At 72.1% G+C, this 24,376-nt stretch carries 23 protein-coding genes; 14 read left to right on the top strand and 9 right to left on the bottom strand.

Annotated elements, in window-relative coordinates; translation table 11 throughout:
- Positions 1-61 precede the first annotated feature (61 nt).
- The 3 genes from rpmB to rpsN are packed head-to-tail and all read left to right on the top strand — an operon-like array spanning position 62 to position 774.
- Complete coding sequence (gene rpmB, locus ABG090_RS12460) at positions 62-298, top strand: 50S ribosomal protein L28 (protein ID WP_347755020.1); 237 nt, start codon at positions 62-64, stop codon at positions 296-298.
- Positions 298-468 (top strand): 50S ribosomal protein L33, encoded by a 171-nt coding sequence (gene rpmG / locus ABG090_RS12455; RefSeq protein ID WP_123696729.1) that lies wholly within the window; start codon positions 298-300, stop codon positions 466-468. The genes rpmB and rpmG overlap by 1 nt, the downstream gene beginning before the upstream one ends.
- Positions 469-774 carry a 30S ribosomal protein S14 gene (rpsN, locus tag ABG090_RS12450; protein WP_347755015.1) on the top strand — a complete coding sequence of 102 codons (306 nt, stop codon included), beginning with the start codon at positions 469-471 and terminating at the stop codon, positions 772-774.
- 68 nt (positions 775-842) lie between these two features.
- Here the strand turns inward: rpsN and ABG090_RS12445 are convergent, their stop codons facing one another.
- The 3 genes from ABG090_RS12445 to ABG090_RS12435 are packed head-to-tail and all read right to left on the bottom strand — an operon-like array spanning position 843 to position 4,963.
- Positions 843-2,525, bottom strand: a complete 1,683-nt coding sequence (locus tag ABG090_RS12445) for an alpha-amylase family glycosyl hydrolase (RefSeq protein ID WP_347755013.1) — start codon at positions 2,523-2,525, stop codon at positions 843-845.
- Positions 2,522-3,499, bottom strand: a complete 978-nt coding sequence (locus ABG090_RS12440; RefSeq protein ID WP_347755010.1) for a TIGR03885 family FMN-dependent LLM class oxidoreductase — start codon at positions 3,497-3,499, stop codon at positions 2,522-2,524. Before ABG090_RS12440 ends, ABG090_RS12445 begins: the two co-directional genes overlap by 4 nt.
- Positions 3,500-3,538: 39 nt before the next feature.
- Positions 3,539-4,963, bottom strand: a complete 1,425-nt coding sequence (locus tag ABG090_RS12435; protein ID WP_347755008.1) for a PLP-dependent aminotransferase family protein — start codon at positions 4,961-4,963, stop codon at positions 3,539-3,541.
- 94 nt (positions 4,964-5,057) lie between these two features.
- On the opposite strand from ABG090_RS12435, the gene ABG090_RS12430 reads away from it, so the two are divergent.
- From ABG090_RS12430 to ABG090_RS12410, 5 genes are all read left to right on the top strand, one after another.
- Positions 5,058-5,750: a hypothetical protein gene (locus ABG090_RS12430; protein WP_347755005.1), complete on the top strand. Its 693-nt coding sequence runs from the start codon at positions 5,058-5,060 to the stop codon at positions 5,748-5,750.
- 185 nt (positions 5,751-5,935) lie between these two features.
- On the top strand, positions 5,936-6,220 hold the full coding sequence (locus tag ABG090_RS12425) for an HU family DNA-binding protein (RefSeq protein ID WP_347755002.1): 285 nt from the start codon (positions 5,936-5,938) through the stop codon (positions 6,218-6,220).
- Positions 6,221-6,327: 107 nt separating this feature from the next.
- Positions 6,328-7,050, top strand: a complete 723-nt coding sequence (locus ABG090_RS12420; protein WP_347754999.1) for a hypothetical protein — start codon at positions 6,328-6,330, stop codon at positions 7,048-7,050.
- A 180-nt stretch (positions 7,051-7,230) separates the two neighbouring features.
- On the top strand, positions 7,231-9,234 hold the full coding sequence (locus ABG090_RS12415) for a bifunctional copper resistance protein CopD/cytochrome c oxidase assembly protein (protein ID WP_347754996.1): 2,004 nt from the start codon (positions 7,231-7,233) through the stop codon (positions 9,232-9,234).
- On the top strand, positions 9,231-9,977 hold the full coding sequence (locus ABG090_RS12410; RefSeq protein ID WP_347754994.1) for a histidine phosphatase family protein: 747 nt from the start codon (positions 9,231-9,233) through the stop codon (positions 9,975-9,977). The genes ABG090_RS12415 and ABG090_RS12410 overlap by 4 nt, the downstream gene beginning before the upstream one ends.
- Positions 9,978-9,991: 14 nt before the next feature.
- Here ABG090_RS12410 and ABG090_RS12405 read toward each other — a convergent pair whose 3' ends face one another.
- Entirely contained in the window at positions 9,992-10,477 is a 486-nt protein-coding gene (locus ABG090_RS12405; RefSeq protein ID WP_347754992.1) for a GNAT family N-acetyltransferase, read from the bottom strand.
- A gap of 64 nt (positions 10,478-10,541) precedes the next feature.
- Positions 10,542-11,405 carry a rhodanese-related sulfurtransferase gene (locus tag ABG090_RS12400; RefSeq protein WP_347754989.1) on the bottom strand — a complete coding sequence of 288 codons (864 nt, stop codon included), beginning with the start codon at positions 11,403-11,405 and terminating at the stop codon, positions 10,542-10,544.
- Positions 11,406-11,464: 59 nt separating this feature from the next.
- On the opposite strand from ABG090_RS12400, the gene ABG090_RS12395 reads away from it, so the two are divergent.
- The gene (locus tag ABG090_RS12395; RefSeq protein WP_347754987.1) at positions 11,465-12,040 is read left to right on the top strand and encodes a thioesterase family protein; all 576 of its coding nucleotides are present in this window, start codon (positions 11,465-11,467) and stop codon (positions 12,038-12,040) included.
- Between the two features lie 120 nt (positions 12,041-12,160).
- Here the strand turns inward: ABG090_RS12395 and ABG090_RS12390 are convergent, their stop codons facing one another.
- Entirely contained in the window at positions 12,161-13,759 is a 1,599-nt protein-coding gene (locus ABG090_RS12390) for an NAD(P)/FAD-dependent oxidoreductase (protein ID WP_347754985.1), read from the bottom strand.
- Between the two features lie 87 nt (positions 13,760-13,846).
- Here ABG090_RS12390 and ABG090_RS12385 point away from each other — a divergent pair, with 87 nt between their 5' ends.
- Positions 13,847-18,169: a proline dehydrogenase family protein gene (locus ABG090_RS12385; RefSeq protein ID WP_347754983.1), complete on the top strand. Its 4,323-nt coding sequence runs from the start codon at positions 13,847-13,849 to the stop codon at positions 18,167-18,169.
- Between the two features lie 67 nt (positions 18,170-18,236).
- Positions 18,237-19,229: a glucose-6-phosphate dehydrogenase (coenzyme-F420) gene (fgd, locus tag ABG090_RS12380; RefSeq protein ID WP_347754981.1), complete on the top strand. Its 993-nt coding sequence runs from the start codon at positions 18,237-18,239 to the stop codon at positions 19,227-19,229.
- A 30-nt stretch (positions 19,230-19,259) separates the two neighbouring features.
- Here fgd and ABG090_RS12375 read toward each other — a convergent pair whose 3' ends face one another.
- Both ABG090_RS12375 and ABG090_RS12370 read right to left on the bottom strand, forming a co-directional pair.
- Complete coding sequence (locus tag ABG090_RS12375) at positions 19,260-20,567, bottom strand: FtsX-like permease family protein (RefSeq protein ID WP_347754978.1); 1,308 nt, start codon at positions 20,565-20,567, stop codon at positions 19,260-19,262.
- Entirely contained in the window at positions 20,564-21,277 is a 714-nt protein-coding gene (locus ABG090_RS12370; RefSeq protein ID WP_347754975.1) for an ABC transporter ATP-binding protein, read from the bottom strand. The genes ABG090_RS12375 and ABG090_RS12370 overlap by 4 nt, the downstream gene beginning before the upstream one ends.
- Before the next feature lie 129 nt (positions 21,278-21,406).
- Here ABG090_RS12370 and ABG090_RS12365 point away from each other — a divergent pair, with 129 nt between their 5' ends.
- Entirely contained in the window at positions 21,407-22,240 is an 834-nt protein-coding gene (locus tag ABG090_RS12365; RefSeq protein ID WP_347754973.1) for a CPBP family glutamic-type intramembrane protease, read from the top strand.
- A 44-nt stretch (positions 22,241-22,284) separates the two neighbouring features.
- The gene (locus tag ABG090_RS12360) at positions 22,285-22,656 is read left to right on the top strand and encodes a VOC family protein (RefSeq protein ID WP_347754971.1); all 372 of its coding nucleotides are present in this window, start codon (positions 22,285-22,287) and stop codon (positions 22,654-22,656) included.
- Between the two features lie 9 nt (positions 22,657-22,665).
- Here ABG090_RS12360 and ABG090_RS12355 read toward each other — a convergent pair whose 3' ends face one another.
- On the bottom strand, positions 22,666-23,364 hold the full coding sequence (locus ABG090_RS12355; RefSeq protein WP_347754968.1) for a GNAT family N-acetyltransferase: 699 nt from the start codon (positions 23,362-23,364) through the stop codon (positions 22,666-22,668).
- A 62-nt stretch (positions 23,365-23,426) separates the two neighbouring features.
- Between ABG090_RS12355 and ABG090_RS12350 the strand changes: the two genes are divergently transcribed.
- Entirely contained in the window at positions 23,427-24,371 is a 945-nt protein-coding gene (locus tag ABG090_RS12350; RefSeq protein ID WP_347754965.1) for a nucleoside hydrolase, read from the top strand.
- The last annotated feature ends 5 nt before the right edge of the window (positions 24,372-24,376 follow it).

Here is a 24,376-nt window from a genome sequence, read left to right as displayed (position 1 = left end):
GTGGGCAGGCAAGTGATCTTGGGCAGGCCTGAAAAACCTGCGGTACCCATTTGGAGGCACCATGGCAGCCGTATGCCAGGTGACCGGAGCCATCCCCGGCTTCGGGCACAACATCTCGCACTCGCACAGGCGCACGAAGCGACGCTTCGACCCGAACGTGCAGCGCAAGACCTATTTCGTCCCGTCGCTCAAGCGCTCGATCAAGATCAACGTCTCGGTCAAGGGCATGAAGGTCATCGACGCCCGTGGCATCGAGGCTGTCGTCCGTGACATGCAGGCTCGGGGGGTGAAGCTCTGATGGCGAAGAAGTCGCAGGACGTCCGTCCGATCATCAAGCTCCGCTCGACTGCGGGCACCGGCTACACCTACGTGACGAAGAAGAACCGTCGCAACAACCCCGACCGACTTGTGCTGAAGAAGTACGACCCCATCGTGCGTCAGCACGTCGAGTTCCGAGAGGAGCGATAAATGGCCAAGAAGAGCATGATCGCGAAGAACGAGCAGCGAAAGGTCATCGTGGCCCGCTACGCCGAGAAGCGTGCGGCGCTGAAGAAGGCCCTCGTCGACCCCAAGAGCACGGACGAGGAGCGCGAGGCCGCTCGTCTCGGCCTGCAGAAGCTTCCCCGCAACGCATCGCCGGTCCGCGTGCGCAAGCGCGACGCCATCGATGGCCGCCCCCGCGGCCACGTCGGCGCGTACGGCATCTCGCGTGTGCGGTTCCGTGACATGGCACACGCGGGCCAGCTGCCCGGCGTGACCAAGTCGAGCTGGTAAGCACCTGATTCGCACGAAGCCCCCGACCGCGAGGTTGGGGGCTTCGTCGTGCGCGGGGCGCCCTGCGCCTACTGCCGCCGGATCGTCGCGTCGGCGGGCCTCATCTGCAGCCAGCGCCATCCGTAGGGGTCCAGCTCGAGCTCGAGCGTGCCGTCGATCGTCATCGACGAGTCGTCGAAGCGGTCGGTGAGCGTCACCGGACCGGATGCCGACCGCACCTCGAGGCGCACCCGCTCGCGCCCGTCACCGAGGTTGTGGAGCGCGAGCATCGCCCACTCGTCCGTGCGGCAGACGTGCGCGAGCACAGCCTTGCGCCGCACGCCGATCACCTCGATCGTCGACCAGGCGAGCTCCGGGGCGTCGCGGTACATCGCGGTGAGTCGCTGCATGTGCCGCCACAGCGACGACGGATCGCGCCGCTGGTCGGCGACGTTGACGCGGTCGGGCCCGAACTCGCCGTCGGGCAGCGGGCGCGTCCACCGGCCGCGCGGCGCCGACGAGAAGCCGGCCGAGCCGTCGGGCTCCCACTGCATGGGCGTGCGCACGGCGTAGCGACCCTCGATCTCCAGCTGCTCGCCCATGCCGATCTCCTCGCCGTAGAACAGCACCGGCACGCCCGGCAGCGAGAACAGCAGCGTGTAGACCATGCGCACCGCGCGCGCATCCCCGAGCATCGTCGGCAGCCGACGCCGGATGCCGCGGCCGTACAGCCGCATCCCCGGGTCGGGCGCGAATGCCTCGAAGACCTCCTCGAGCTCGTCGGGGGCGAGCTTGTCGAGCGTCAGCTCGTCGTGGTTGCGCACGAAGTTCGCCCACTGCGCCGACGGCGGCAGCACCGGCCGATCGCGCAGCGCCGATGCGACCGGATGCGCATCCTTGCGGGCGAGCGAGAGGAAGAGCCGCTGCATGGTCACGAAGTCGAACTGCACCTGCAGGCCCGCCGCCGCGCCGTCTGCCGCGAACCAGTCCAGCTGCTGCTCGTGCGGCAGGTTGACCTCGCCCAGCAGCATCGCCTCGCCGTTGCGGTGGGCGATGAACTGCTGCAGCCGGCGCAGGTGCTCGGAGCCGCCGTACTCCTGCCCGATCGCCTCGGTCGAGTGCGCGTCGGTGTCGCTGAAGAGGTAGGGCACGGCGTCGATGCGGAAGCCGGACACCCCCAGCTCCAGCCAGAGCCCGAGGTTGCGCTCGATCTGCTCCCGCACGCGCGGGTGCGCGATGTTCAGATCGGGCTGATGGGCGCGGAAGTGGTGCAGGTAGTACTGGCCCGTGCGCGCATCCCTCGTCCAGGTGGAGTCCTCCTGGCCGGGGAAGACGGGCGGGTCGGGGTTCGGCGGCGGCGCGTCGCGCCACACGTACCAATCGCGCCGCGTCGCGTCCCTCGACGAGCGCGAGTCCGTGAACCACGGGTGCTCGGCGGAGGTGTGGTTCATGACGAAGTCGACGATCACGCGCATGCCGTGCGCCCGGGCGACGCGCACGAGCTCCACCAGGTCGCCGAGCGTGCCCAGCCGCGGGTCGACGGCGAAGAAGTCGGTGATGTCGTAGCCGTCGTCGCGGTCGGCGGTCGGGAAGAAGGGCATGAGCCACAGGCACGTCACGCCCAGGTCGGCGAGCGAGCGGATGCGCGAGATCAGGCCCTGGATGTCGCCGCTGCCGTCGCCGTCGGAATCCTGGAAGACCTGGATGTCGAGGCAGTAGTAGACCGCGTTGCGCCACCAGAGGTCGGCGGACTCGATCGGCCGCGGGCTCATGCGGCGCTGCCGCTGCCTGCGGGGAAGGTCGGCAGCACGTGCTCGCCGAACGCCTCGATGAAGGCCGTCTGCTCCTGCCCGACGTGGTGCAGGTAGACGCGGTCGTAGCCGGCGTCGATGATCTCGGCGATCCGCGCCTCGTGCACGGACAGGTCGCGCGAGATCGTCACGGCGTCGCGGATCGCCTGCTCGTCGGCGCCCGCGCTGCGGCGATCGAACTCCTCCGGGGTGGCGAGCTCCCACGACTCGGGCGGGCCGAGCGTGCCGAACGCCCACTGGTCGAGGGCGATCGCCGTCGCCTCAGCCTCGTCCGGCGCCCACGACAGGTGCAGCTGCGCCGAGACCGGCCCGACGCCGCCCGCGTCGCGGTAGGCCGAGCGCACGTCGCGCAGCGTCGCGGCATCCGCCGCCACGGTGATGAGCCCCTCGGCCCACGCGGCATGCGACGCGGCCGCCTCGGGAGAGACCGCCGCGGCCATGAGCGGCGGCGTCTGCGCCGGCAGCGACCACACGCGCGCCCGGTCGAGGACGACCTCGCCGGCATGCGTCACCTCCTGCCCGTCGAGCAGCCGCCGCATCGCGACCACGCTCTCGACCAGGCGGCGCTCGCGCACCGCCTTCTCGGGCCACGGCTCGCCGGTGATGTGCTCGTTGACGTTCTCTCCGGAGCCGAGCGCCGCCCAGAACCGGCCGGGGAACATCTCGCCGAGCGAGGCGATCGCCTGCGCGACCACCGCCGGATGCGCGCGCTGACCGGGAGCGGTCACGACGCCGAACGAGAGCGAGGTGGATGCGAGCGCGGCGCCCAGCCAGGCCCAGCTGTGGCCGCTGTGGCCCTGCCGCAGGCTCCAGGGCGCGATGTGGTCGGAGCACATCGCCGCGTGGAAGCCGGCCCGCTCGGCGTGCTGCACGTGCTCGAGGAGCGCGCTCGGGGGGATCTGCTCGTGGGAGGCGTGGAAGCCGATGACAGCCATGCCGATCACGCAACCGTGGATGCGGGCGTCCGTCAAGGCTCAGACGACGGCGGCCGAGGCCAGTCTGGTCGTGTCGGGCAGCTCGCCGGCATGCAGCGCGCGCCACGCGTCGCCCAGCCGCGCCATCGCGGCGGCGGTGCGATCCGGCTCCCAGGTGATCGGGATGCGCGCGAAGCGGTCGAGCACGCCGGAGGGCGCGAAGCGGGGTCCGGGCGGCAGCAGCAGGCCGCGGTCGCGCGCGCCCAGCGAGAGCGCGGTCGACCACGGACCGCCCAGGTCGACCCAGGCGGCGAGCCCGCCCGGCACGCGCGGCATGGTGACGCCGGGCAGGTGCGCCGCGACGCCGTCGGCGACCGCGGTGCGCCCGGCGGCGAGGCGCTCGCGTGCCCGCGCGAGCAGCGGCTCCATGTCGTCGAGCAGCTCGATCGCGATGCACTGCTCCAGCACCGCGGTGCCGAGGTCGATCGAGGGACGCGCCGCGAGCAGCTGGGCTGTCTGCACCGCGCTCGCGGCACGGATCCAGCCGATCCGCATGCCGCCCCAGGCGATCTTCGACATCGAGCCGAGCAGGATGGCGGGCCCGTGCGCCGCGAACGGTCGCGGCGTCCAGCCGCGATCGATGTCGAGCTCGGCGCAGGTCTCATCGACGATCAGCAGCGTGTCGGTGGCGCGCGCGACCGCGGCGAGCCTGGCCCGCTCGAGCTCCGGCATCGTCGCCCCGGTCGGGTTGTGGAAGTCGGCGATCAGGTAGGCGAGCGCCGGCCGCTGCGTGCGCAGCGTCTCGATCAGGTGCGCCGCATCCCACCCGCCGTCGCCGTCGCGCCCCTCCGGCCCCACCGGGGTCGGCACCAGCCGATGGCCGGTGCGTCGCAGCGCCTCGAGCGCATGCGGGAACGACGGCTGCTCGACCAGCGCGGCGCGACCGCGCTCGCCGAATGCGGCGAGCACGAGCGTCAGCGCATGCATGGCGCCGCTCGTCACGACGATCTGCTCCGGATCGGTCGGCAGCCCACGCTCCGCGTAGCGCGCGGCGATGCGGGCGCGCAGCTCTGGCAGGCCGTCGAGCGAGTAGCCGGGCGTGCCCAGCAGCCCAGCGACCCGGTCGAGCGCCCGCACCGTGGCGGCATGCAGGCCGGGGGTGGAGCCGACCGAGGCGATGGTGAAGTCGATCGTGTCGTCATCGGCGGCGGCGGGTCGGTGGATGCGCTGGGCCGGCAGCGCGGCGCGGGTGCCGGAGCCGTGCGTGCGGGCGACGTAGCCCCTCGACTCGAGCAGCTCGTAGGCGCGCGCGATCGTCGCGCGCGAGCGACCCAGCTCGGCGGCGAGGGCGCGCTCGCTCGGCAGCCGCTCGCCGACGGTGATCCGCCCGTCGAGCAGCAGCATGCGGATGCGGTCGGCGAGCGACTGCGCGAGGTGCGTCGTCGCCTGCCATTCACCCAGGTGGGTGCCGAGCCGGGATGCCATGCACCCATGGTGCCCGAGAGTGGACCGGGATGCGCGAGCCACTTCTGCAGCAGTGGTCCGCCCGGCGGTTCGCCGGACGCGATGGAATGGAGCCGTGCACCGCATCCGCCACCTGCTCCTCCCGATCGACTCGCTCGGGCCCGCCGACACCGTCGCCCGGGTCGCGCAGCTGATGGTCGGCCTGTTCCTCTACGGCATCTCGCTCGCGCTGCTGGTGCGGGCGCTGCTCGGGGTGGGCCCCTGGGATGTGCTGTCGCTCGGCATCGCGAACCACCTGCCGATGAGCTACGGCGCCGCGACCGTCGTGGTGTCGGGCCTCGTGCTGCTGCTGTGGATCCCGCTGCGGCAGCGCCCGGGCATCGGCACGCTGCTGAACGCGGTGCTCGTCGGGCCGGCCGCCGACCTCGGGCTGTGGCTCATCCCCAGCCCGACGGAACTGTGGGGGCAGATCGCGATGCTCGCCGGCAGCATCCTGCTGCTGTCGATCGCCACCGGCATCTACATCGCGCCGCAGCTCGGACCCGGTCCGCGCGATGGCCTGATGACCGGCCTCGTGCGCATCACCGGGTGGCGCATCTGGATCGTGCGCACCCTCATCGAGGGCAGTGCACTGCTGGTCGGCTGGCTGCTGGGTGGCCCGGTGGGGCTCGGCACGCTCATCTTCGCCTTCGGCGTGGGGCCGCTCATCGGCATCTTCCTGCCGTACTTCGAGCGGCGCAGAGCCGCCACGGCGTCGCGTCTGCGCGCCCGCAGGCTGGCAGCCGGGGTCGCCATCTCGCGCCCCTGAGGGCCGATCTGTCCCCCAAAAGCGTTCGCAAACCGCGAAAAGACGCGGAAATCGCGGCGTGTCGCCGTGTTTCTCCGGAGGAATCAGGGCCTCGCGGCTACGTTCGGGGGTGGTCGGAGCCCCACCAGGGCCCGGCGAATGCCCGCCCCTAGGCGGGACGGACATGCCACCACCAGGAGGACACCATGGCTGAGACCATCAACAAGACCACCCTCGCATCGAAGATCGCTGCGTCCACCGACCTGTCGCAGGCAAAGGTCAGCGCCGTGCTCGACGCGCTCTTCGACGAGGTCTCGACGGCCGTCGCCGCCGGCGACAAGGTCTCGATCCCCGGCTTCTTCAGCGCCGAGCGCACCGAGACGTCGGCTCGCACGGGCCGCAACCCGCAGACGGGCGAAGAGATCCAGATCGCTGCTGGCCACCGCGTCAAGCTGACCGCTGGCTCGAAGCTCAAGGCAGCCGTCAAGTAAGCACTGCACCACACAGCACACGAGGGGCTCCGCCACGACGGCGGAGCCCCTCGTGCGTTCCGGCGCTTCTCTGAGTAGGGCGACGGTCAGCCACGCAAGGAGGCGGAATGCATGCACGCAACGAGAACGGTGCCCGTCGTTCGATGCCCGACCAGCTCGTCGCCGCCGAGGCGCTCGCCGCGCGGCTCGATCGCCCGATGGGCTACCTGGGCGTGCTGTTCCTCTTCGTCGTGCTCGGCCAGCTGCTCGTCGACGAGCCAGGCTGGGCGAGGCTGCTGAGCGTCGCGGGGTGGGTGCTCTGGGCATGCTTCGTCGCCGAGTTCGTGCTGCGCGCATGGGTCGCGCGGTTCCAGGCCGCGTTCTGGCGGCGCAACTGGTGGCAGCTGCTGTTCCTCGCGATCCCGTTCCTGCGCTTCTTCCGCGCGCTGCAGGCCGTGCGGATGCTGCGGATCGCGCGGTTCGCCCGCGTGGGCGGCATCCTCTCGGCAGGGGTGCGCGGCTCGCGCTCGGCGGGCCGCCTGCTCTCGAGCCGCATCGGCTGGCTGGCCGCCGTGACGCTCGTCGTCATCCTCGCCTCCGGCCAGCTGCTGTACGCGATGGAGTCGCACGACGACTTCACGACCGCCCTCTTCGAGGCGGCGATCGCCACCATCACGGGCTCCGGCATCACCGCCGGCGACCCGTTCGCCAAGTTCGTGCGGCTCGGCCTGGCCATCTACTCGGTGGTGGTGTTCGCGGGTCTCGCCGGCGCGCTGGGCGCGTACTTCCTGCGTGAGCAGACGGTGCCGGCAGCGGAGCCCCCGGCTGGGGAGCCAGCAGCGCGCGAGTGAGCCTGCGTCCTGCGCAGGCTGCCGCCCTCGGTCTCGTGAAGCGCGCGGCCTGCGGCCGGGCGCTCCTCGACCAGCGGGCGGCGGGCGCTCCTCGACCAGCCGGCGGCAACTGGCGGGCGGCGGGCGCTCCTCGACCAGCCGGCGGGCGGCGGTCATAGGGGCGGCGACTACCCTGAGTGGGTGCAGCGCCTCCGTCTCCTCGCCCCGGCACTCGCGATCCTCGCGGGGCTGGCTGCGCTCTGGGCGGCGCTCGAGTTCGGTGGCGGCGCGGCCGAGCTCGCGATCGAGGATCCCGGTCCCGCGGTGCGCTACGGCATCCCGATCGCCAGCATGCTGCGCAACATCGCGATCGCCGCCGCATTCGGCGGTCTCGTGCTGGCATGCTTCGCGCTCCGGCCCGGCAGCCGCGACTGGCACCGCACCCTCGACATCGCCGCGGCGACCACCGGCATCGCCGCCGTGGCGCAGGGGTTCATCGCATGGGGCAGCTTCCGCACCCTGGTGTCGAACCCGGTCACCGCCACCAACGAGTTCGGCGATCTGCTGCAGCTCTTCTTCACCGAGATCGAGACCGGTCGCCTGCTGCTGGCGACGCTGCTGTCGCTCGCCGTGCTCACGGTCGTGCTGCTCGTCGCGCGGGGCCCGGTGGCCGCCGCCTTCACCGCCGTCGCCTGGCTGGTGCCGTTCTGGTTCATCGCCTCCGGCGGTCACGCGGGCGGTACCGCCGGCCATGACGTCGCGGTCTCCGCGCTGCTGCTGCACCTGATCTTCGTCTCGATCTGGCTCGGCGGCGTCCTGCACCTCGGGCTGCTGCTCGCCGGCCGTGGCCGCGGCGCCGCGACCGACACTGCCGGTGCCACCGGCGCAGCATCCGCTCCGGACGTCGCCTACGGCGACGTGCTGCTGCGCTACTCGAGCCTCGCCATGGCGAGCTTCGGGGTGGTCGCCTTCACCGGCGTCGCCTCCGCGTGGGTGCGCATGGAGGGCGACTGGTTCAGCGACTACGGCATCCTCACGATCGCGAAGGCGGTGCTGCTGCTCGTGCTCGGCGGCTTCGGAGCCTGGCAGCGGATGCGGCTGCTCACCCCGGTGCAGACGCTCGGCGAGCGCGTGGGCGGCAGGGCGATCGCCGCGATCCTCGGGCTCGAGCTCGTGGTGATGGGCGTCACCGCCGGCGTCGCGGCCGGGCTCGCCCGCACCCCGACGCCGGTGCCGGAGACGCCGCCGGGCCTCGAGGCGACCCCTGCCGAGATCCTGACGGGCAAGCCGCTGCCGCCGCCGTTCGACGTCGGGCGACTGTTCACCGAGTGGGCGCTCGACCCGCTGTGGACGGTGATCGCCGCGCTGCTGCTGTTCTTCTACCTCGCGGCCGTGCGCCGCCTCACCAAGCGCGGCGATCGCTGGCCGGCGCTGCGCACGGTGTCGTGGACGGCAGGCGTGCTGCTGCTGTGGTGGTGCACGTCCGGCGCGCTGAACGTCTATCAGGAGTTCCAGTTCTCACTCCACATGCTCGTGCACATGCTGCTGGGCATGGCGGTGCCGGTGCTGCTCGTGCCCGGCGCGCCCATCACGCTCGCGCTGCGCACGATCGCCAAGCGTCGCGACGGCAGCCGCGGCGGCCGCGAGTGGCTGCTCGCGATCGTGCACTCGCGCTACATGCAGGTGGTGGGGCATCCGATCGTCGCCGCCGCGATCTTCGTGCTCAGCCTCTGGATCTTCTACTACACGCCCATCTTCGAGTGGGCGATGCACGACCACCTCGGGCACATCTGGATGGTGCTGCACTTCGTCGGCGCCGGCTACCTCTTCGTGCAGGCGATCATCGGCATCGACCCCGCCCCCGCCAGGCCTCCCTTCGCCCTGCGGCTGGTGCTGCTGATCGGCACCATGGTCTTCCACGCCTTCTTCGGGCTGACCCTCATGACCGGCGAGGCGCTGCTGCTCGCCGACTGGTTCGGCGCGATGGGCAACGGCATCGACGCGCTGCAGGATCAGCAGGAGGGCGGCGGCATCGCCTGGTCGATCGGCGAGGTCCCGACCGTGATCCTCGCGATCATCACCTCCGTGATGTGGGCGCGCAGCGACAAGCAGGAGCGCACGCGCATCGACCGCGCCGCCGATCGTGACGGCGGCGCGCAGCTGAGCGCCTACAACGACATGCTCGACAAGATGGGGAACCGATGACCGAGAAGCACCAGTACCTCCCGGCCGAGCTCGCGGCGCTCGCATCCGGCCGCGCGCTGCGGCTGCGCATCGTGCGCCACGCGGAGACGGAGTTCAACGTCGGGCACCTCATGCAGGGCTGGTCGGATTCGCCGATCACGGAGCTCGGCCACCGGCAGATCGCCGCGGTCGCGCGCAGGCTGGCGAGCGCGCGCTTCGACATCGTGCAGAGCTCCGACCTGCCGCGCACGCGCACCACCGCGGAGGGCATCGCGGCGGCGATGGACCCGCGCCCGACGATCGAGTACACCGAGCTGCTGCGCGAGTGGAACTTCGGCTCGCACGAGCAGCGACTGGCGTCGGACGTCTGGCAGGAGGTCATCGTCGAGCACGGCTACGAGGTCGACCGGGAGCTGAGCGCGCTGCGCACCATCGGCGAGCAGGTCGGCTGGCGCGGCCTGTTCGACACCATCGCCAAGCTCGACACGAGCGGCCAGGCCGAGCACGCCTACGCGACGGTGGTGCGCGCCGATGCCGCCCTCGAGCAGGTCATCCGCGCCGCCGCCGCCATTCCCGGGGAGGACCGCGCCGAGGTGCTCATCGTCTCGCACGGCGGCTTCATCACGTCGCTGCTGCGCCAGCTCGTGCCGGAGCTCGCGCCCGACGTGATCCTGCCGAACTGCTCGGTGACCACGGTCTCGCTGGAGTCCGGCTCGACGCGCTGGCAGCTCGACGCCGTCGGCGAGGTCGCCGAGCCGGAGTAACGCTGCCGCGCGCGTCAGTCGCGCGACGGCAGGTGCACCTCGATCTCGTACAGCTCGCGCGGGTCGGCCTCGTCGACGCGCTCGCCGGAGAGCCCGAGCTTCCGGTAGAAGTCGGCAGCCACCTCGAGCGACTGCCACTCGAGCACGCGGATGCGCGTCTGCTGCTCGGCCCACTGCTGCACCGCACGGAACAGCGCGGTGCCCGCGCCGCGGCCGCGCGCATCCGGTGACACCCACAGATCGTGCATGCGGGCGATCGACCAGTCCCGCTGGGGAGCGGGGCCGTAGTCCTGCGCCGCCGCGTAGCCGAGCACCTGCCCGTCGGCCTCCGCCACCACGATGTGGTGGGCGTCGTTCACGACCAGCGAGTCCAGGCGCTCGCGGTAGCGGTCGACCTTCTCGTCATCCTCGTCGGCGTGCCGGTGGGCGCTGATCAGCCGCTGCAGCACGGCCGCGTCATCGCGCGTCGCGCGTCGGATGTGGATGTCGCCGTCGGCCATGCGGCCAGCGTAGCCGTCGTCGGCCGGGAGTCCCGGACGCGCCGCGGCCGCGCGCTCGCGCCGCTCAGGCCGCCGCGACGTGCTCGGCGCACGCGGGCTCGCACGCGTCGCAGACGGGCACCTGCTTGCGGCACGACCAGAGGCGGCAGTTGCCCATGCCGCCCGTCGGTGCGCCGCAGCTCGCGCAGCTGCCGAGCACCGCGGCCCCCGCGCCGAAGTCGACCGTCTGGCGCTGGTCGAAGACGTACAGCGAGCCCTCCCAGAGCCCGGCGTTGCCGAAGCTCTCGCCGTAGCGGACGATGCCGCCGTCGAGCTGGTAGACCTCCTGGAAGCCGCGCTTCGTCATCAGGGAGGAGAGCACCTCGCAGCGCACGCCGCCGGTGCAGTAGGTGACGACCGGCTTGTCCTTCAGGTGGTCGTAGGCGCCCGAGTCGAGCAGCTCGACGAAGTCGCGCGTGGTGTCGACGTCGGGCACGATCGCGTCCTTGAACCGGCCCACCTCGGCCTCGAAGCGGTTGCGGCCGTCGAAGAAGACCACGTCGTCGCGCTCCTCCACCAGCGCGTGCAGCTCGCCCGGCTTGAGGTGCCGTCCGCCGCCGACGACGCCGGCGGCATCCACCTCGATCTCGTCCGCGGCGCCGAAGGTGACGATCTCGTCGCGCACCTTGACGCTCAGCCGCGGGAAGTCCGCGCCCGTGCCCGCCGACCACTTGATGTCCATGCCGCGGAACCCCGAGTACTCCCGGGTCGCCCTGGCGTACCGCTTGCACGCATCCATCTCGCCACCGACCGTGCCGTTGATGCCGTGGCGGGAGATGAGGATGCGCCCGGTGAGTCCGAGCTGCTCGCAGAGCGCGTGCTGCCAGAGCCGCACGGCCTCGGGATCGGCGATGGGCGTGAAGCGGTAGTAGAGCAGCACCTTGTGCATTGGACGATTCTCCCAAACGATGCGGGAGGCCGCGCACGCGTCGGGCAGGATTGCTCCTCATGAACATGTGGTTGCAGTGGCTGCTGGCGATGACCGTGAAGAGCAAGGGGCGCCCGGAGCTCGGGATCGACGAGGTGGCGCGCACGCCGTTCATGGTGCTGCCGACCGACATCGACCTGCTCGGTCACATGAACAACGGCCGCTACCTGTCCTACATGGATCTCGCGCGCGTGGACATGACCGTGCGCACCGGCATGCAGGAGGTGCTGGGGCGCGCCGGCATCTACGCGGTCGTGGGCCAGTCGACCATGGTCTACCGCCGCAGCCTCGACCTGTGGCAGCGCTTCGACATCGAGACGGCGGTGCTGGGTGCCGACGAGCGCGCCATCTACCTGCAGCAGCGCTTCGTCGTCGACGGCGAGCTGCACGCGCGCGGCGTCATGCAGGGCCGCTTCATCGAGCGGGGCGTCGGCACGGCGACCACCGCGCGCGTCATCGAGGTGCTCGAGGCGGCGGGCATCGCCGTGCCGCTGCCGGAGCTCGACCAGCGCGTGCACGACTGGGCCGAGATGAACCGGCTGCCCTCGAACCGGCAGCCGGCGCCGTCGAGCTGGGGCACGCGCACCCCTCGCTGAACCTCGTCCGTCAACCGGTCCAGTGGTCTGGCGAGTCGCGAATCCGGCCGCCAGACCACTGGGCCGGTTGAGCGACGGGGGCCGACGCGGCATTGCCGGTCGCCGCGCGCGCCGGCGGGCTCAGCGCAGGCGGTCGGCCAGCAGCTCCAGCGCCGCGTGAGCGGCGTTGTGGCCGCCGATGCCGGAGACGGCGCCGCCACGGCGCGCGCCCGATCCCGCCAGCAGGATCCGCGGGTGCGCCGTCTCGACGCCCCACGCCTCGGCTGGGCCGGCGGCCTCCGACTCCAGCCACGGCCACGACAGCGGGCCGTGGAAGATGTTGCCGCCCGGCATCGCCAGGGCGTCCTCGATGTCGAGCGTCGTCTTCGTCTCGATCGCACGACCCTGCGGGCCCTCCACGAGCAGCGGCTCGATCGGTTCGGCCAGCACCGAATCGAGCGACGCGAGCACTGCCTGCTCGAGCTCGCCGCGCATCCGCTCGTTGGTCTCGTCGGTCACCAGTCGGTCGGGGGTGTGCAGTCCGAAGACGGTGAGCGTGTGGGCGCCGGATGCGCGCAGCTCGTCCCCGAGGATCGTCGGGTCAGTGAGCGAGTGGCAGTAGATCTCGCACGGCAGCGGGTCGGGCACCGTGCCGCTCACCGCCGCGGCGTGCGCCGCACCGAGCTGCGTGTAGGTCTCGTTGACGTGGAAGGTGCCGCCGAACGCGGCCTCCGGCGCCACGTCACCGCGCAGCCGCGGCAGCCGCTGCAGCACCATGTTGACCTTCACCTGCGCGCCCTCCGGCCGCGGCGCCTGCTCGCCCAGCAGCTCCGCGAGCACGTGCGGCGCGACCGCCGACAGCACGAGGTCGAACTGTGCGGTGAGCTCGATGCCGGTCGGGAGGCCCGGCGAGCTCGTGGGCAGCCCGCCGACCCGCTCCTCCCACGTCACCTCGCCGTCGGGCGTCACGCGCGTGACCGTCACGCCCGTGAGGATCGTCGCGCCCGCCTGCCTGGCAGCGACCTCGAGCTCGCCGGAGACGCGCCCCATGCCGCCGATCGGCACATCCCAGTCGCCGGTGCCGCCGCCGATCACGTGGTAGAGGAGGCAGCGGTTCTGCTGCAGCCCGGGGTCGTCGAGCGCCGCGAAGGTGCCGATGAGGGCATCGGTCGCGATGACGCCGCGCACCAGGTCGTGCCGCACCGCTCGCTCGATGGCGTCGCTGATCGGCGCGTCGACGATCTCCGACCAGGCGGATGCCGAGCCGGCGGCCGCGCGGGCGGCGTCCCGGGTGGGCAGGGGCTGGGTGAGGGTCGGGAACAGCGAGCCGGCGAGCCGTGTCGTGCGGTCGGCGAACGCCGCGAAGGCGTCGGCGTCGTCGGCCGCGCCGATCGCGGCGAACGATGCGCGGGTGGCGGACTCGTCGCCGGCGTCGATGAGCAGGCCCCGGTTTGCATCCGCTCCAGAGCCTGCCGGCACGGGCGTGTAGCTCGAGTACCGGCGTCTGGCGAACTGCACGTCGAGGCCGAGATCGTCGATGATCTGCGCGGGCAGCAGGCTCACGAGGTAGGAGTAGCGCGACAGGCGCGCATCCAGACCGACGAAGTCGTTGGTCGAGACGGCGGCGCCCCCGACGTGCGGCAGGCGTTCGAGCACCGTCACCGAGACGCCAGCGCGGGCCAGGTAGGCGGCGGCGGTCAGGCCGTTGTGGCCTCCGCCGATGATGGCGACCTTCGGCATGCGACTCCTCCTCGAGCGACAGCGGTTCTGCGGGCCCGACTCGCGCGAAGTGAAGGCGCCGGGTCCCGCACGCATACGATATGCCGCATGACCGAGCAGCCCAGGCACGAGGACTTCGATGCCCTGATCAAGGAGGGCATCGCGCGGGCAGACGAGCAGCCTCCGGCGACGGAGCCGCAGCACGCGAGCGCCGACGACATCGCGCAGCTGGGTCTCGACGATCCGCTCGAGGTGGTCGAGGAGCAGGTCGTGGTGCAGCCGCCTGCGGCGCGGCCGGGCTCCGCAGCGCAGGATCCCGACGAGCCCATCGAGCTGCGGACGACGCTCGACTCCGGTCCCGCCTTTGAGATCGACGACGTCACCTGGGCTGCCGCGGTGCGGCCGTACGAGCCGGTGGAGGCGCCGGGCATTCCGCGCCCCGCTTCCGCCCCCGCGGCCGGCTGGTCGCTGTCGCACGATGTCGCCGAGGTGCCGACGGTGCAGATGGATGCTGCCGAGCTGCAGGCCGAGCTGCGCGCGGCGTCCCTGCCGCCGGAACCCGAGCCGACCGCGGAATCGGCGCCGCCGGCCACACGGAAGCGCATCAGGGCGCAGCAGGCCGCCGACGCGACGCCTGACGCGCCGACGCCGGATGCGCCGACGCCCGAGGCCTCGCAGCCGGACGAGCCGCGCATCGGTGGCCTTGCCGCAGCGGTCACCGCTCGCGCGGAGGCCAAGGCAGCGGCCGAGCGCGCGGCCGCGGCGAGCGCCGCCGAAGCGCTGTCGCAGCCGGAGCCCGCACCCGAGCCAGCGCCCGAACCTGAGCCCGCGCCCGCGCGCGCGCCGGAGCCCGAGCCGACGCCTGCGCCCGAGCCCGAGCCGACGCCCGCGCCCGCACCGATCACCGATGCCGCCAGCGACGACCCGTTCGCGCTCGCCGCGATCGAGCGCGTGCGCGGCTGGGTCTCCCGCCCGGTCGAGGGCAAGCGCGACAAGGCGGAGGAGCGCCTCGCGGGGCTGCTGCACGACCCGAAGGGCCTCGCCTTCGCGGTCGGGTTCGTCGACAAGGTCATGCGGCCCGAGGATCCGAAGATCAGCGCTCGCAACTTCGAGGAGCTCAGCCGCGACATCCCCGGCTTCCTCGACTGGTACCTCAAGCTCGGCGTCACGCTCGGCGGCGGCTTCGGCATCGTCACGCCCAAGCTGATCATCCCGGTGGTGAAGAAGGCGATGCGCGAGATGGTCTCGCATCTCGTGATCGACGCCACGCCCGCGAAGCTCGCGAAGCCGCTCGCGCGATTGCGCGAGGAGGGCAATCGGCTCAACATCAACCTGCTCGGCGAGGCTGTGCTCGGCGACGAGGAGGCGCTCGATCGGCTCGAGGGCACGATGGCGCTGCTGCGCCGCGATGACGTCGACTACGTCTCGGTGAAGGTGTCGTCGATGGCGCCGCAGCTGCAGCTGTGGGCATTCGACGAGACGGTCGACGCGGTGGTCGAGCGGCTGCTGCCCGCGTTCCGCCTGGCGGCCGAATCCCACACCCCCAAGTTCATCAACCTCGACATGGAGGAGTACCGCGACCTCGACCTCACGATCGCGGTCTTCGAGCGCCTCCTCGCCCGACCGGAGCTCGCGAAGCTCGAGGCGGGCATCGTGCTGCAGGCATACCTGCCCGACGCGCTCGCGGCCTACCGACGCCTGGCGGCCTTCGCCAAGGAGCGTCGTGCGCAGGGCGGCGCCGGCATCAAGGTGCGGCTCGTGAAGGGCGCCAACATCGCGCTGGAGCGCGTCGACGCCGCCCTCCACGGCTGGCCGCTCGCGGTGCTGCCCTCGAAGGAGTCGAGCGACGCGAACTTCAAGCGCGTGCTGCGCGAGGCGCTGCTGCCCGACAACGCGTTCGCCGTGCGGCTGGGTGTCGCGAGCCACAACCTCTTCGACCTCGCCTACGCGGCAGAGCTGTCGCGCCACCACGGCACGCACCATCGCGTCGATGCCGAGATGCTGCTGGGCATGGCCTCCGAGCACCGCGCCGCCGTGCGCGAGGTGTTCCCCGACCTCGTGCTCTACACGCCCGTCGTGCAGCCAGGCCATTTCGATGCCGCGGTCGCCTACCTGGTGCGACGGCTGGAGGAGAACGCCGCCGGCACGAACTTCGCCTCGAGCATGTTCGACCTCGCCGACCCGGCAGTGCTGCAGCGCGAGCGCGATCGCTTCCTCGACTCGCTGGCCGTGCTGGAGCGGGAGGATGCCGAGCGCGCGGACGGCGCCGCGCCCACGCCCAACCGCACCCAGGATCGCTCTGGCGACCTGCAGGCGTCCATGACGCATCCGGACGGCTTCGCGAACGAGCCGGACACCGATCCCGCGCTCGCGGCCAACCGCGACTGGGCTCGCCAGATCGTGCAGCGCGCGGCGTCCACCGAGCTCGGCAACCGCACGCTCGGGATGAACACGATCGAGGACTGGCCGACGCTCGAGCGCCGCATCGACCGCGCTGCGCAGGCGGCAGACGGATGGGCCGCGCGGGGAGCCGAGGCCCGCGCCGGCATCCTGCGCGATGCGGCGGCGACACTCGGGGCTTACCGCGGCCGCCTGATCGAGATCATGATCGCCGAGGCGGGCAAGACGCTCGCCGAGGCCGACCCCGAGGTGTCGGAGGCGATCGACTTCGCGCGCTACTACGCCGAGCAGGCGACGCTGCTGGAGGCGGCCGAGCACGCCACCCCGAAGCCGGTCGCGCTCACGGTGGTGACGCCGCCGTGGAACTTCCCCGTCGCCATCGCCGCCGGCGGGGTCACCGCCGCGCTCGCGACCGGCTCCGCCGTGATCCTCAAGCCCGCGCCCCAGGCACGCCGGAGCGCCGCCGTGCTGTGCGAGGCGCTGTGGGAGGCGGGCGTGCCGCGCGAGGTGCTGGTGCTGTGCGATGTCGCCGAGGGCGAAATCTCCCGGCAGCTCGTCACCCACCCCGCGGTCGGCCGCCTGATCCTGACCGGGTCGATCGAGACGGCCGAGCTGTTCTCCTCGTGGCGCCCCGACCTGCCGCTGCTCGCCGAGACGAGCGGCAAGAACGCGATCGTCGTCACCCCGTCGGCCGACCTCGAGCTCGCCGCGGCCGACATCGTGCAGAGCGCGTTCGGCCATGCGGGCCAGAAGTGCTCGGCCGCGTCGGTCGTCATCATGGTCGGCACGGTGGGGGACTCGGAGCGCTTCCGCCGTCAGCTCGTCGACGCCGCCACCACCCTGCGGGTCGGCTCGCCGCTCGACGCGCGTACGCACATCGGGCCGCTCATCGAGCCCGCGCAGGGTGCGCTGCTGCGTGCCCTGACCACACTGGAGGATGAGGAGGAGTGGCTGCTCGAGCCCAAGCAGCTGGACGCCGCTGGCCGACTCTGGTCGCCCGGCATCCGCGACGCGGTCGAGCCGGGATCGGTGACGCACCGCACCGAGTTCTTCGGGCCGCACCTCACGCTCATCGAGGTCGACACGCTCGACGAGGCGATCGACGTGCAGAACGACACCGAGTTCGGGCTGACGGCCGGCATCCATTCGCTCGACCCCTACGAGGTCGCGCAGTGGATCGATGAGGTGCGCGCCGGCAACCTGTACGTCAACCGCGGCATCACGGGTGCCATCGTGCGCCGGCAGCCGTTCGGCGGCTGGAAGCGCTCGCAGGTCGGGCCCGGTGCCAAGGCGGGCGGGCCGAACTACCTGACGACGCTGGTCGACTGGGAGCCCGTCGATCGTGGACCGCGACAGTCGGTGCGGCTGCACGGGCTCGACCGGCGCGTCTCCGCGGTGATCGAGGCGGCGACGCCGTCGCTCGACTTCCTCGAGTTCGACCGCGTGCGTGCGGGTGCCAACAGCGACCAGACCGCGTGGGAGGCGGAGTTCGGGCTCGCCAGAGACGTCTCCGAGCTCGGGGTCGAGCGCAACGTGTTCCGCTACCGTCCGGCCGATGTGCTGATCCGCGTCGCCGAGGACGGGTCGGTCGCCGATCTCGTGCGGCTGCTCGCCGCGGCGACCCGCACGCGTGCGATCGTGCGCGTGTCGAGCGCGGTGGAGGTGCCCGCGGGCGTCGTGCAGCTCTCGCGGCAGGCGATCCCGCCCCTGCGCCTCGAGGAGCTCGTGCAGGAGACGGATGCCGCCTTCCATGCCCGCATCGCCGACGGCTCCGTGCTGGCGGCGGTCGAGAACGAGGACGCGATGGGCCACACCCGAGTCACCGAGCCGCTGCGGCGCATCCGCCTCGTGGGCACCGACGCGGGGCTGCGGGGCGCGCTCGCGGGCAATGCGACCGTCGCGGTCTACGACCAGCCGGTGACCGGCGAGGGCCGCATCGAGCTGCTGCCGTTCCTGCGCGAGCAGGCCATCTCGATCACGGCGCACCGCTTCGGCACCCCCGACCCCGAGATGCAGGCGCTGCGCTTCTAGCCGCAGGCCGCCCGCGTCACGAGACCGGTCGTGCCGCCTCCCACCCGACCCTGCTTGACTGGCTCCCATGCGGTACGGATACAAGGCCAGCGCCGAGCAGTTCAGCCCCAGCGAGCTGCTCGAGCTCGTCGCGCTCGCCGAGCAGGCGGGCCTCGACAGCGCGTTCATCAGCGACCACCTGCAGCCGTGGCGGCACGACGGCGGCCACGCGCCGAACGCGGTCGCGTGGCTCGGGATGGCGCTCGAGCGCACCGAGTCGATCGTGCTCGGCACCTCGGTGCTCACGCCGACGCTGCGCTACCAGCCGGCCGTCGTCGCGCAGCAGTTCGCGACCCTCGGGCAGGTGCACCCGGGCAGGCTGATCCTCGGCGTCGGCACGGGCGAGGCGCTCAACGAGCAGATCATCGGCGTGGAGTACCCAGCGCTGCAGGAGCGCTTCGCCCGGCTGCGCGAGGCCGTGCGCCTCATCAAGCGGCTCTGGCGCGAGGAGCGGGTCGAGTTCGACGGCGACTACTACGCCACCAACGGCGCGACCATCTACGACCGGCCGGAGATGCCCGTCCCCATCTACGTCGCCGGCGGCGGGCCCGCCACGACGCGATACGCCGCGCGGTTCGCCGACGGTCACATCTGCACCTCCGGCAAGGGCGACGAGTACTACCGCGACACGATCGTGGCGAACCTCGAGGAGGGGCTCGCGAAGGCCGAGCGCGACACCGCCGAGGTCGACCGCATGATCGAGATCAAGGTCTCCTACGACCGCGACCCGGATGCCGCCTTGCACAACACCCGCTTCTGGGCGGCGCTGTCGCTCACGCAGGAGCAGAAGCACGCGGTGAGCGACCCGATCGAGATGCAGCGGCTGGCCGACGAGCTGCCGATCGAGCAGGTGGCAAAGCGCTGGATCGTGGGATCGGATGCGGCGGAGGTCGCCGAGGCGATCGGCCACTATGTCGAGCTCGGCTTCACCCACCTGGTCTTCCACGGCCCGGGCGACGACCAGCGACGCTTCCTCGAGCAGTTCTCGGAGGACGTGCTGCCGCTGCTGCCCGCCCGCTGAGCCGCCACGCATCGGCCACCTCGTGGCGCGTCAGACGGGCGCCGCGTCCGTCGCCACGCGGCGCACGAGCGGCAGCGCGCAGGCCGTCGCGCCCAGCGTGACCACCACGGCGCCGACCACGATCAGCGCCCACGCGAGCACCGAGTCGGGGCTGCGGATCCAGAACTGGATGCTCGGCAGGATGAGCAGCAGCGCCATCGCCGCGGCGCCGCCGACGGCGACCAGCAGCGGCAGCGCCACTTGGCGCACGATCGCGCCGCGCATCACCGACAGGTCGACGCCGAGCCGGTGCATCGCCTGGTGCTCCCGCCGCTGGTCGAGCACCTTCGCCGACTGCGCGATGCCCGCCAGCACGGCACCGAGCACGGCGGCGATCGCGATCGTCAGCACCGCACCGGTCGCCATGTCGCTGCTCATCGTGTCGTCCTCGGCGGCCAGCACCGGGGCGAGCGAGGCGAACCCGCCCGCCATCACGGCGATCGCCATCGCGCCGACGATGTTGAAGGCGCCGCGCGGGTCGTCGACCACGCGCCGCGCGGCCAGCAGGGTCGCGGGGCGACGTGCGCCCTTCGCCACGAGCCAGGCAACGCCTTGGATCACCAGTGGCCCGATCAACGCGTAGGAGAGCACGACGATCGAGATGAGCGCGATCGAGATGCTCAGCCCGACCGGGATGAGGTTCATGACGGAGATGACGATGTAGCTGGCCGCCACGAGCGCGAAGCCGGCGATGCGCCAGAGCGAGAGGCGCTTCGCGCCCACGCGCTGCGCGACGCCGAGCGGGGTGACGCGCACGCGCCGGAGCGACGCGAGCGCCGCGATGAGCGCGATGGCGACCACGGCACCACCGGCCGCGAGCCAGACCCACGCCGGCGGCAGGAGCTCGCCCACTGAGAACGGCATGCCCTGGAACTCGATGCGAGCGATCCCCGGCGTCACCGCGAGCGCGAGCATCGCGCCGACCAGCACGCCCACGAGCGCCTGCGCGACCGCGTCGAGCACGGCCATCGCCGTCACCTGCCCCTGGGTGGCGCCCGCGAGCCGCAGCGCCGCGAGGCGATCGTCACGGCGGGCGATCGCCAGCCGCACGGCGGCCTGCGCGAGGGTCCACACGGCGGGCAGCAGCAGGGCAGCCGCGACGAACGCGAGCGTCAGCACGAAGGCGCCGCTGTCCTCGTCGACGAGGCCGGTCTCCAGTCGCACGCGGAAGGCATTGACGCCGCCCAGCACGGCGAGCAGCGCCGCGGTCGCGAACGCGAACGCAACAGCGCTCAGCACGTCGGTGGCGCGCGGACCGGTGGCGCGGAGCAGTCGCGCCCAGAGGCGGAGGGCGGTCATCGCGAGACCTCGACCTCGGCGCGGGCGTCGCTCACGACGCGGCCGTCCTCGAGGCGGATCACGCGCGAGCACGCGGCGGCCACCTCGGGGTCGTGCGTCACCACCACGAGCGAGGCGCCGTGCCCGAGCGTCGCTCCGATCAGCAGCGACATGACGGCTTGGCCCGTCGCCCGGTCGAGCGCGCCGGTCGGCTCGTCCGCGAAGACGATGCCGGGGCTGCCGACCAGGGCGCGGGCGATCGCGACCCGCTGCGCCTGCCCGCCCGAGAGCTCGCCCGGCCGACGGTGCAGCATCCCGCCCAGTCCGAGCCGGTGCAGCAGTGCGCCGGCCGCCGCCTCCGCACCCGATCGCGGGCCGCCGCCGAGCATGAGCGGCAGGGCGACGTTCTCGATCGCGGGCAGCTCCGGCAGCAGCTGCCCGGACTGGAAGACGAAGCCGAAGTCGCTGCGACGCAGCCTCGTGCGCTGACTGTCGCGCATGGTCGCGAGATCGTCGCCGCGCCAGACGACGCGGCCGCTGTCGGGTGCGATGATGCCGGCGAGCACGTGGAGCAGCGTGGACTTGCCGGAGCCGCTGGGCCCCATGATCGCGACGGCCTCCGGGGCGTCGGCGCCGATGGAGACCGACACCTCGGCGAGCGCCGGGGCCGCCGAGTCGCCGCGCCCGTAGGTGTGCGTGAGCTGGTGTGCATCGAGTCGATTGATCTGCATGACTCCCATCGGAGCAGCAGCGAGCCGGCCGAGCGAGCGATTCGGCCCGCATTCCATCGGGCGTCGGATGCACGATCATCCGCTGGGATGAGAGCGCGGCACCGCTCGCTCACTCCGTAGGCTGGCGTCGTGACGATCGCAGCCGAAGGCGCCCCCACCAGGCCGATCGCGATCGTGCCCGCCGCGCTCGTGACGGCCGGCGCCGTGCTGCTGTTCTGGGTGCTGAGCGACTGGGGCTACCTGCCGCTCGTCGCGGGCGTCGTCGGCGGCATCCTCACCGACCGCGCCGGCGCCTCCCGCAAGCTCGGGCAGGATCTCGCGCTCATCGCGATCGCGCTCACGTGGATCAGCTTCATCTCGCTGCACGCCGACATCTCGAACGCGGGCATCGCCGGCTTCACGATCGCGCTCGGCGGCGCCGTCGTCATCCCCTACGTCGTCACGCGCTGGGGCTTCAAGGACCACGCCATCCGCTTCCCCTGGAAGGGCGGGCGCTGGTCGCGGCGCATGTGGACCTACATCGTCGTGGTGGTGCTCGCCGCCTACCTGATCCTGCCCTTCTACTTCCTCACCTCCGGCGTGTACCGCAACTGGCCGGCCGTGGAGGAGTGGGACATGATCGCGCGGCTCTTCATGGGCGTGAACGCCGTGGGGCTGTGGGACGAGCTGTTCTTCATCTGCACGGCCTACACGCTGCTGCTACGCCACTTCCGCCCGTGGCTGGCCAACATCCTGCAGGCGGGCATCTTCGTGTCGTTCCTGTGGGAGCTCGGCTACCAGGCGTGGGGCCCGCTGCTGACGATCCCGTTCGCGCTCGTGCAGGGCGCGATCTTCTCCTGGACGAAGAACCTGCTCTACGTCGTCACCGTGCACCTGCTGTTCGACGCCGTGGTCTTCCTCGTCATCGTGCACGCGCACCACCAGGAGGCGCTGCCGATCTTCCCGCTCGTCCACGGCTTCTGACCCGTCCGTGGCGGATGTCGCCGACCACGCGTAGCCTCACCGGCATGGCTATTGCACGCACCCCATCGATCGTCATCGACTGCCCCGACGCTCGCGGCCTCGCGACGTTCTACGGCGCGCTGCTCGACTGGCCGATCTCGCGCGCGAGCGACGACGAGGACGACCGCTGGGTCGAGATCCGCGGACCCGAGGGGCAGGTGCTCGACTTCCAGCAGGTCGACGACTACCGTGCGCCCGTCTGGCCCACGCAGGAGCACCCGCAGCAGATGCACCTCGACGTCGTGGTCGACGATCTCGACGAGGCAGAGGCGGCGACCCTCATCCTCGGCGCGACGAAGCACGAGCACCAGCCGGGCGAGACCTTCCGCGTCTTCCTCGACCCCGCCGGGCATCCGTTCTGCCTCTGCGCGAGCTGAGGCGACCGCTCAGTCCTGCGGCAGCACCACCGCCGCCTGGGTGCCCAATCTGGTGAATCCCAGTCGGTCGGCCAGCCGCAGCGATGCCTCGTTGCCGATCCGGGTGCGCCACTGCGCCACGAGCCCTGCATCGATCGCGGCGCAGACCGCGGCGGACGCGACCGAGAAGGCGAAGCCGCGCCGTCGCTGCGCCGGGACGCTCGCGACTCCCAGATGGGCGACGGTGCCGTGCCAGCGCTGGTAGCCCGCGACCGCCACGGGGATGCCCTCGTCGTGCAGTGCCCAGCGGTGCTCCATCGCCTGCACGCCGGCCTCCGCCCAGGCGGTCTCCACCAGGCTCGCGCCGACCGAGGCGACATCCATCGAGCTCGCCTCGTCGACCGGGAGCGGCGGATGCCCTGGCCGGGTGCCGGTGAACAGCAGATGGCCCGTGCCGATCGCGCGCGATCCCGGCAGCGCCGCCGCGATCGCTGCGGCGTCGCGCAGCGCCAGGACCGACAGCGACGCGAGCGCCGCCTTCACGCGCGGGGGACCGGCGACCACGGTGGCGTCGCCGATCGCCACCACGACCACCGCGTCCAGGTCGTCGCGCTCCACCCGGGTGATGCTCGAGCCCTCGAAGGCCGACATCGTGGTGCCCAGCGCCTCCGCCCACGCCGCGCGCAGCTGCACGCCCTCGCGCTGCGGCAGATCGGGGTTGCCGAACATGCCATCAGTGTCGTCCGCTTCGTGCGCTGCGGTCAACGCCACGCCCGGCCTAGGCTCGTCCCGTGACCACCGTGCTGCTCGACGTCGACACCGGCATCGACGATGCCCTGGCCATCTTCACCGCTGCGTTCTCCAACGAGATCGACCTCGTCGGGTGCACCGTCACCTGGGGCAACGTCGACGTGGCGCAGGGCGCCCGCAACACCTCGGAGGTGCTGCAGCTCGCAGGGCACCGCGACGTGCCGATCGCCGTCGGCGCGGCCGGGCCGCGCAACGGCGCTCCCGCGGTCTTCTCGCCCGAGGTGCACGGCGCCGACGGGCTGGGCGGATGCGCCGACCCGGCCCACGTGCCCGTCCTGGTGGCCGAGAGCGCCGTGGAGCTGCTGCTGCGGCTCAGCCACGAGCACGCCGGATCGCTCGAGATCGTCGCGGTCGGGCCGCTCACCAATCTCGCCGCCGCGCTGGACGCCGATCCCACGCTGCCCGAGCGCATCCGGCAGGTGACGATCATGGGCGGCACGGCGCTCGCACCGGGCAACGTGAGCGAGACCGCCGAGGCGAACATCTGGCACGATCCGGAGGCCGCGCAGATCGTCTTCGACGCGCCCTGGGAGACGACCATGGTGGGGCTCGATGTGACGATGACGTCGCTCATCACCGATGAGCACCGCGCGCGGCTCGCCGCCGGTGGCGCGATCGGCCGATTCTCGGCGGCGATCCTCGACTTCTACCTGGCCTACTACGAGAGCTACGCGGGCGAGCGCGCCTCCGGCAACCACGATGCCCTCGCCCTCGCGGTGGCGACCGGACTGGTGCGCACCACGCTGTCGCCGCTCGTCGATGTGACCGTCGACTGCTCGGATGGCGAGGCGCGGGGCCGCACGGTGACGACGCTGGAGGGCCAGTGGGGGATGTGGCCGGAGCGCGATGGCGACCGCCACCGGGTGGTGATGGAGGTCGAGCCGGGCTTCGAGGAGCGCATGGTCGACCTGCTCGCAGGCGCCTGAGCGCA

Origin of the sequence: Agrococcus sp. ProA11 (assembly GCF_039880525.1) — a bacterium.
Classification (GTDB): Bacteria; Actinomycetota; Actinomycetes; order Actinomycetales; family Microbacteriaceae; genus Agrococcus; species Agrococcus chionoecetis.
The sequence above is the reverse complement of the archived record's forward strand: the minus strand, read 5'-3'. Positions and strand labels throughout refer to the sequence as shown.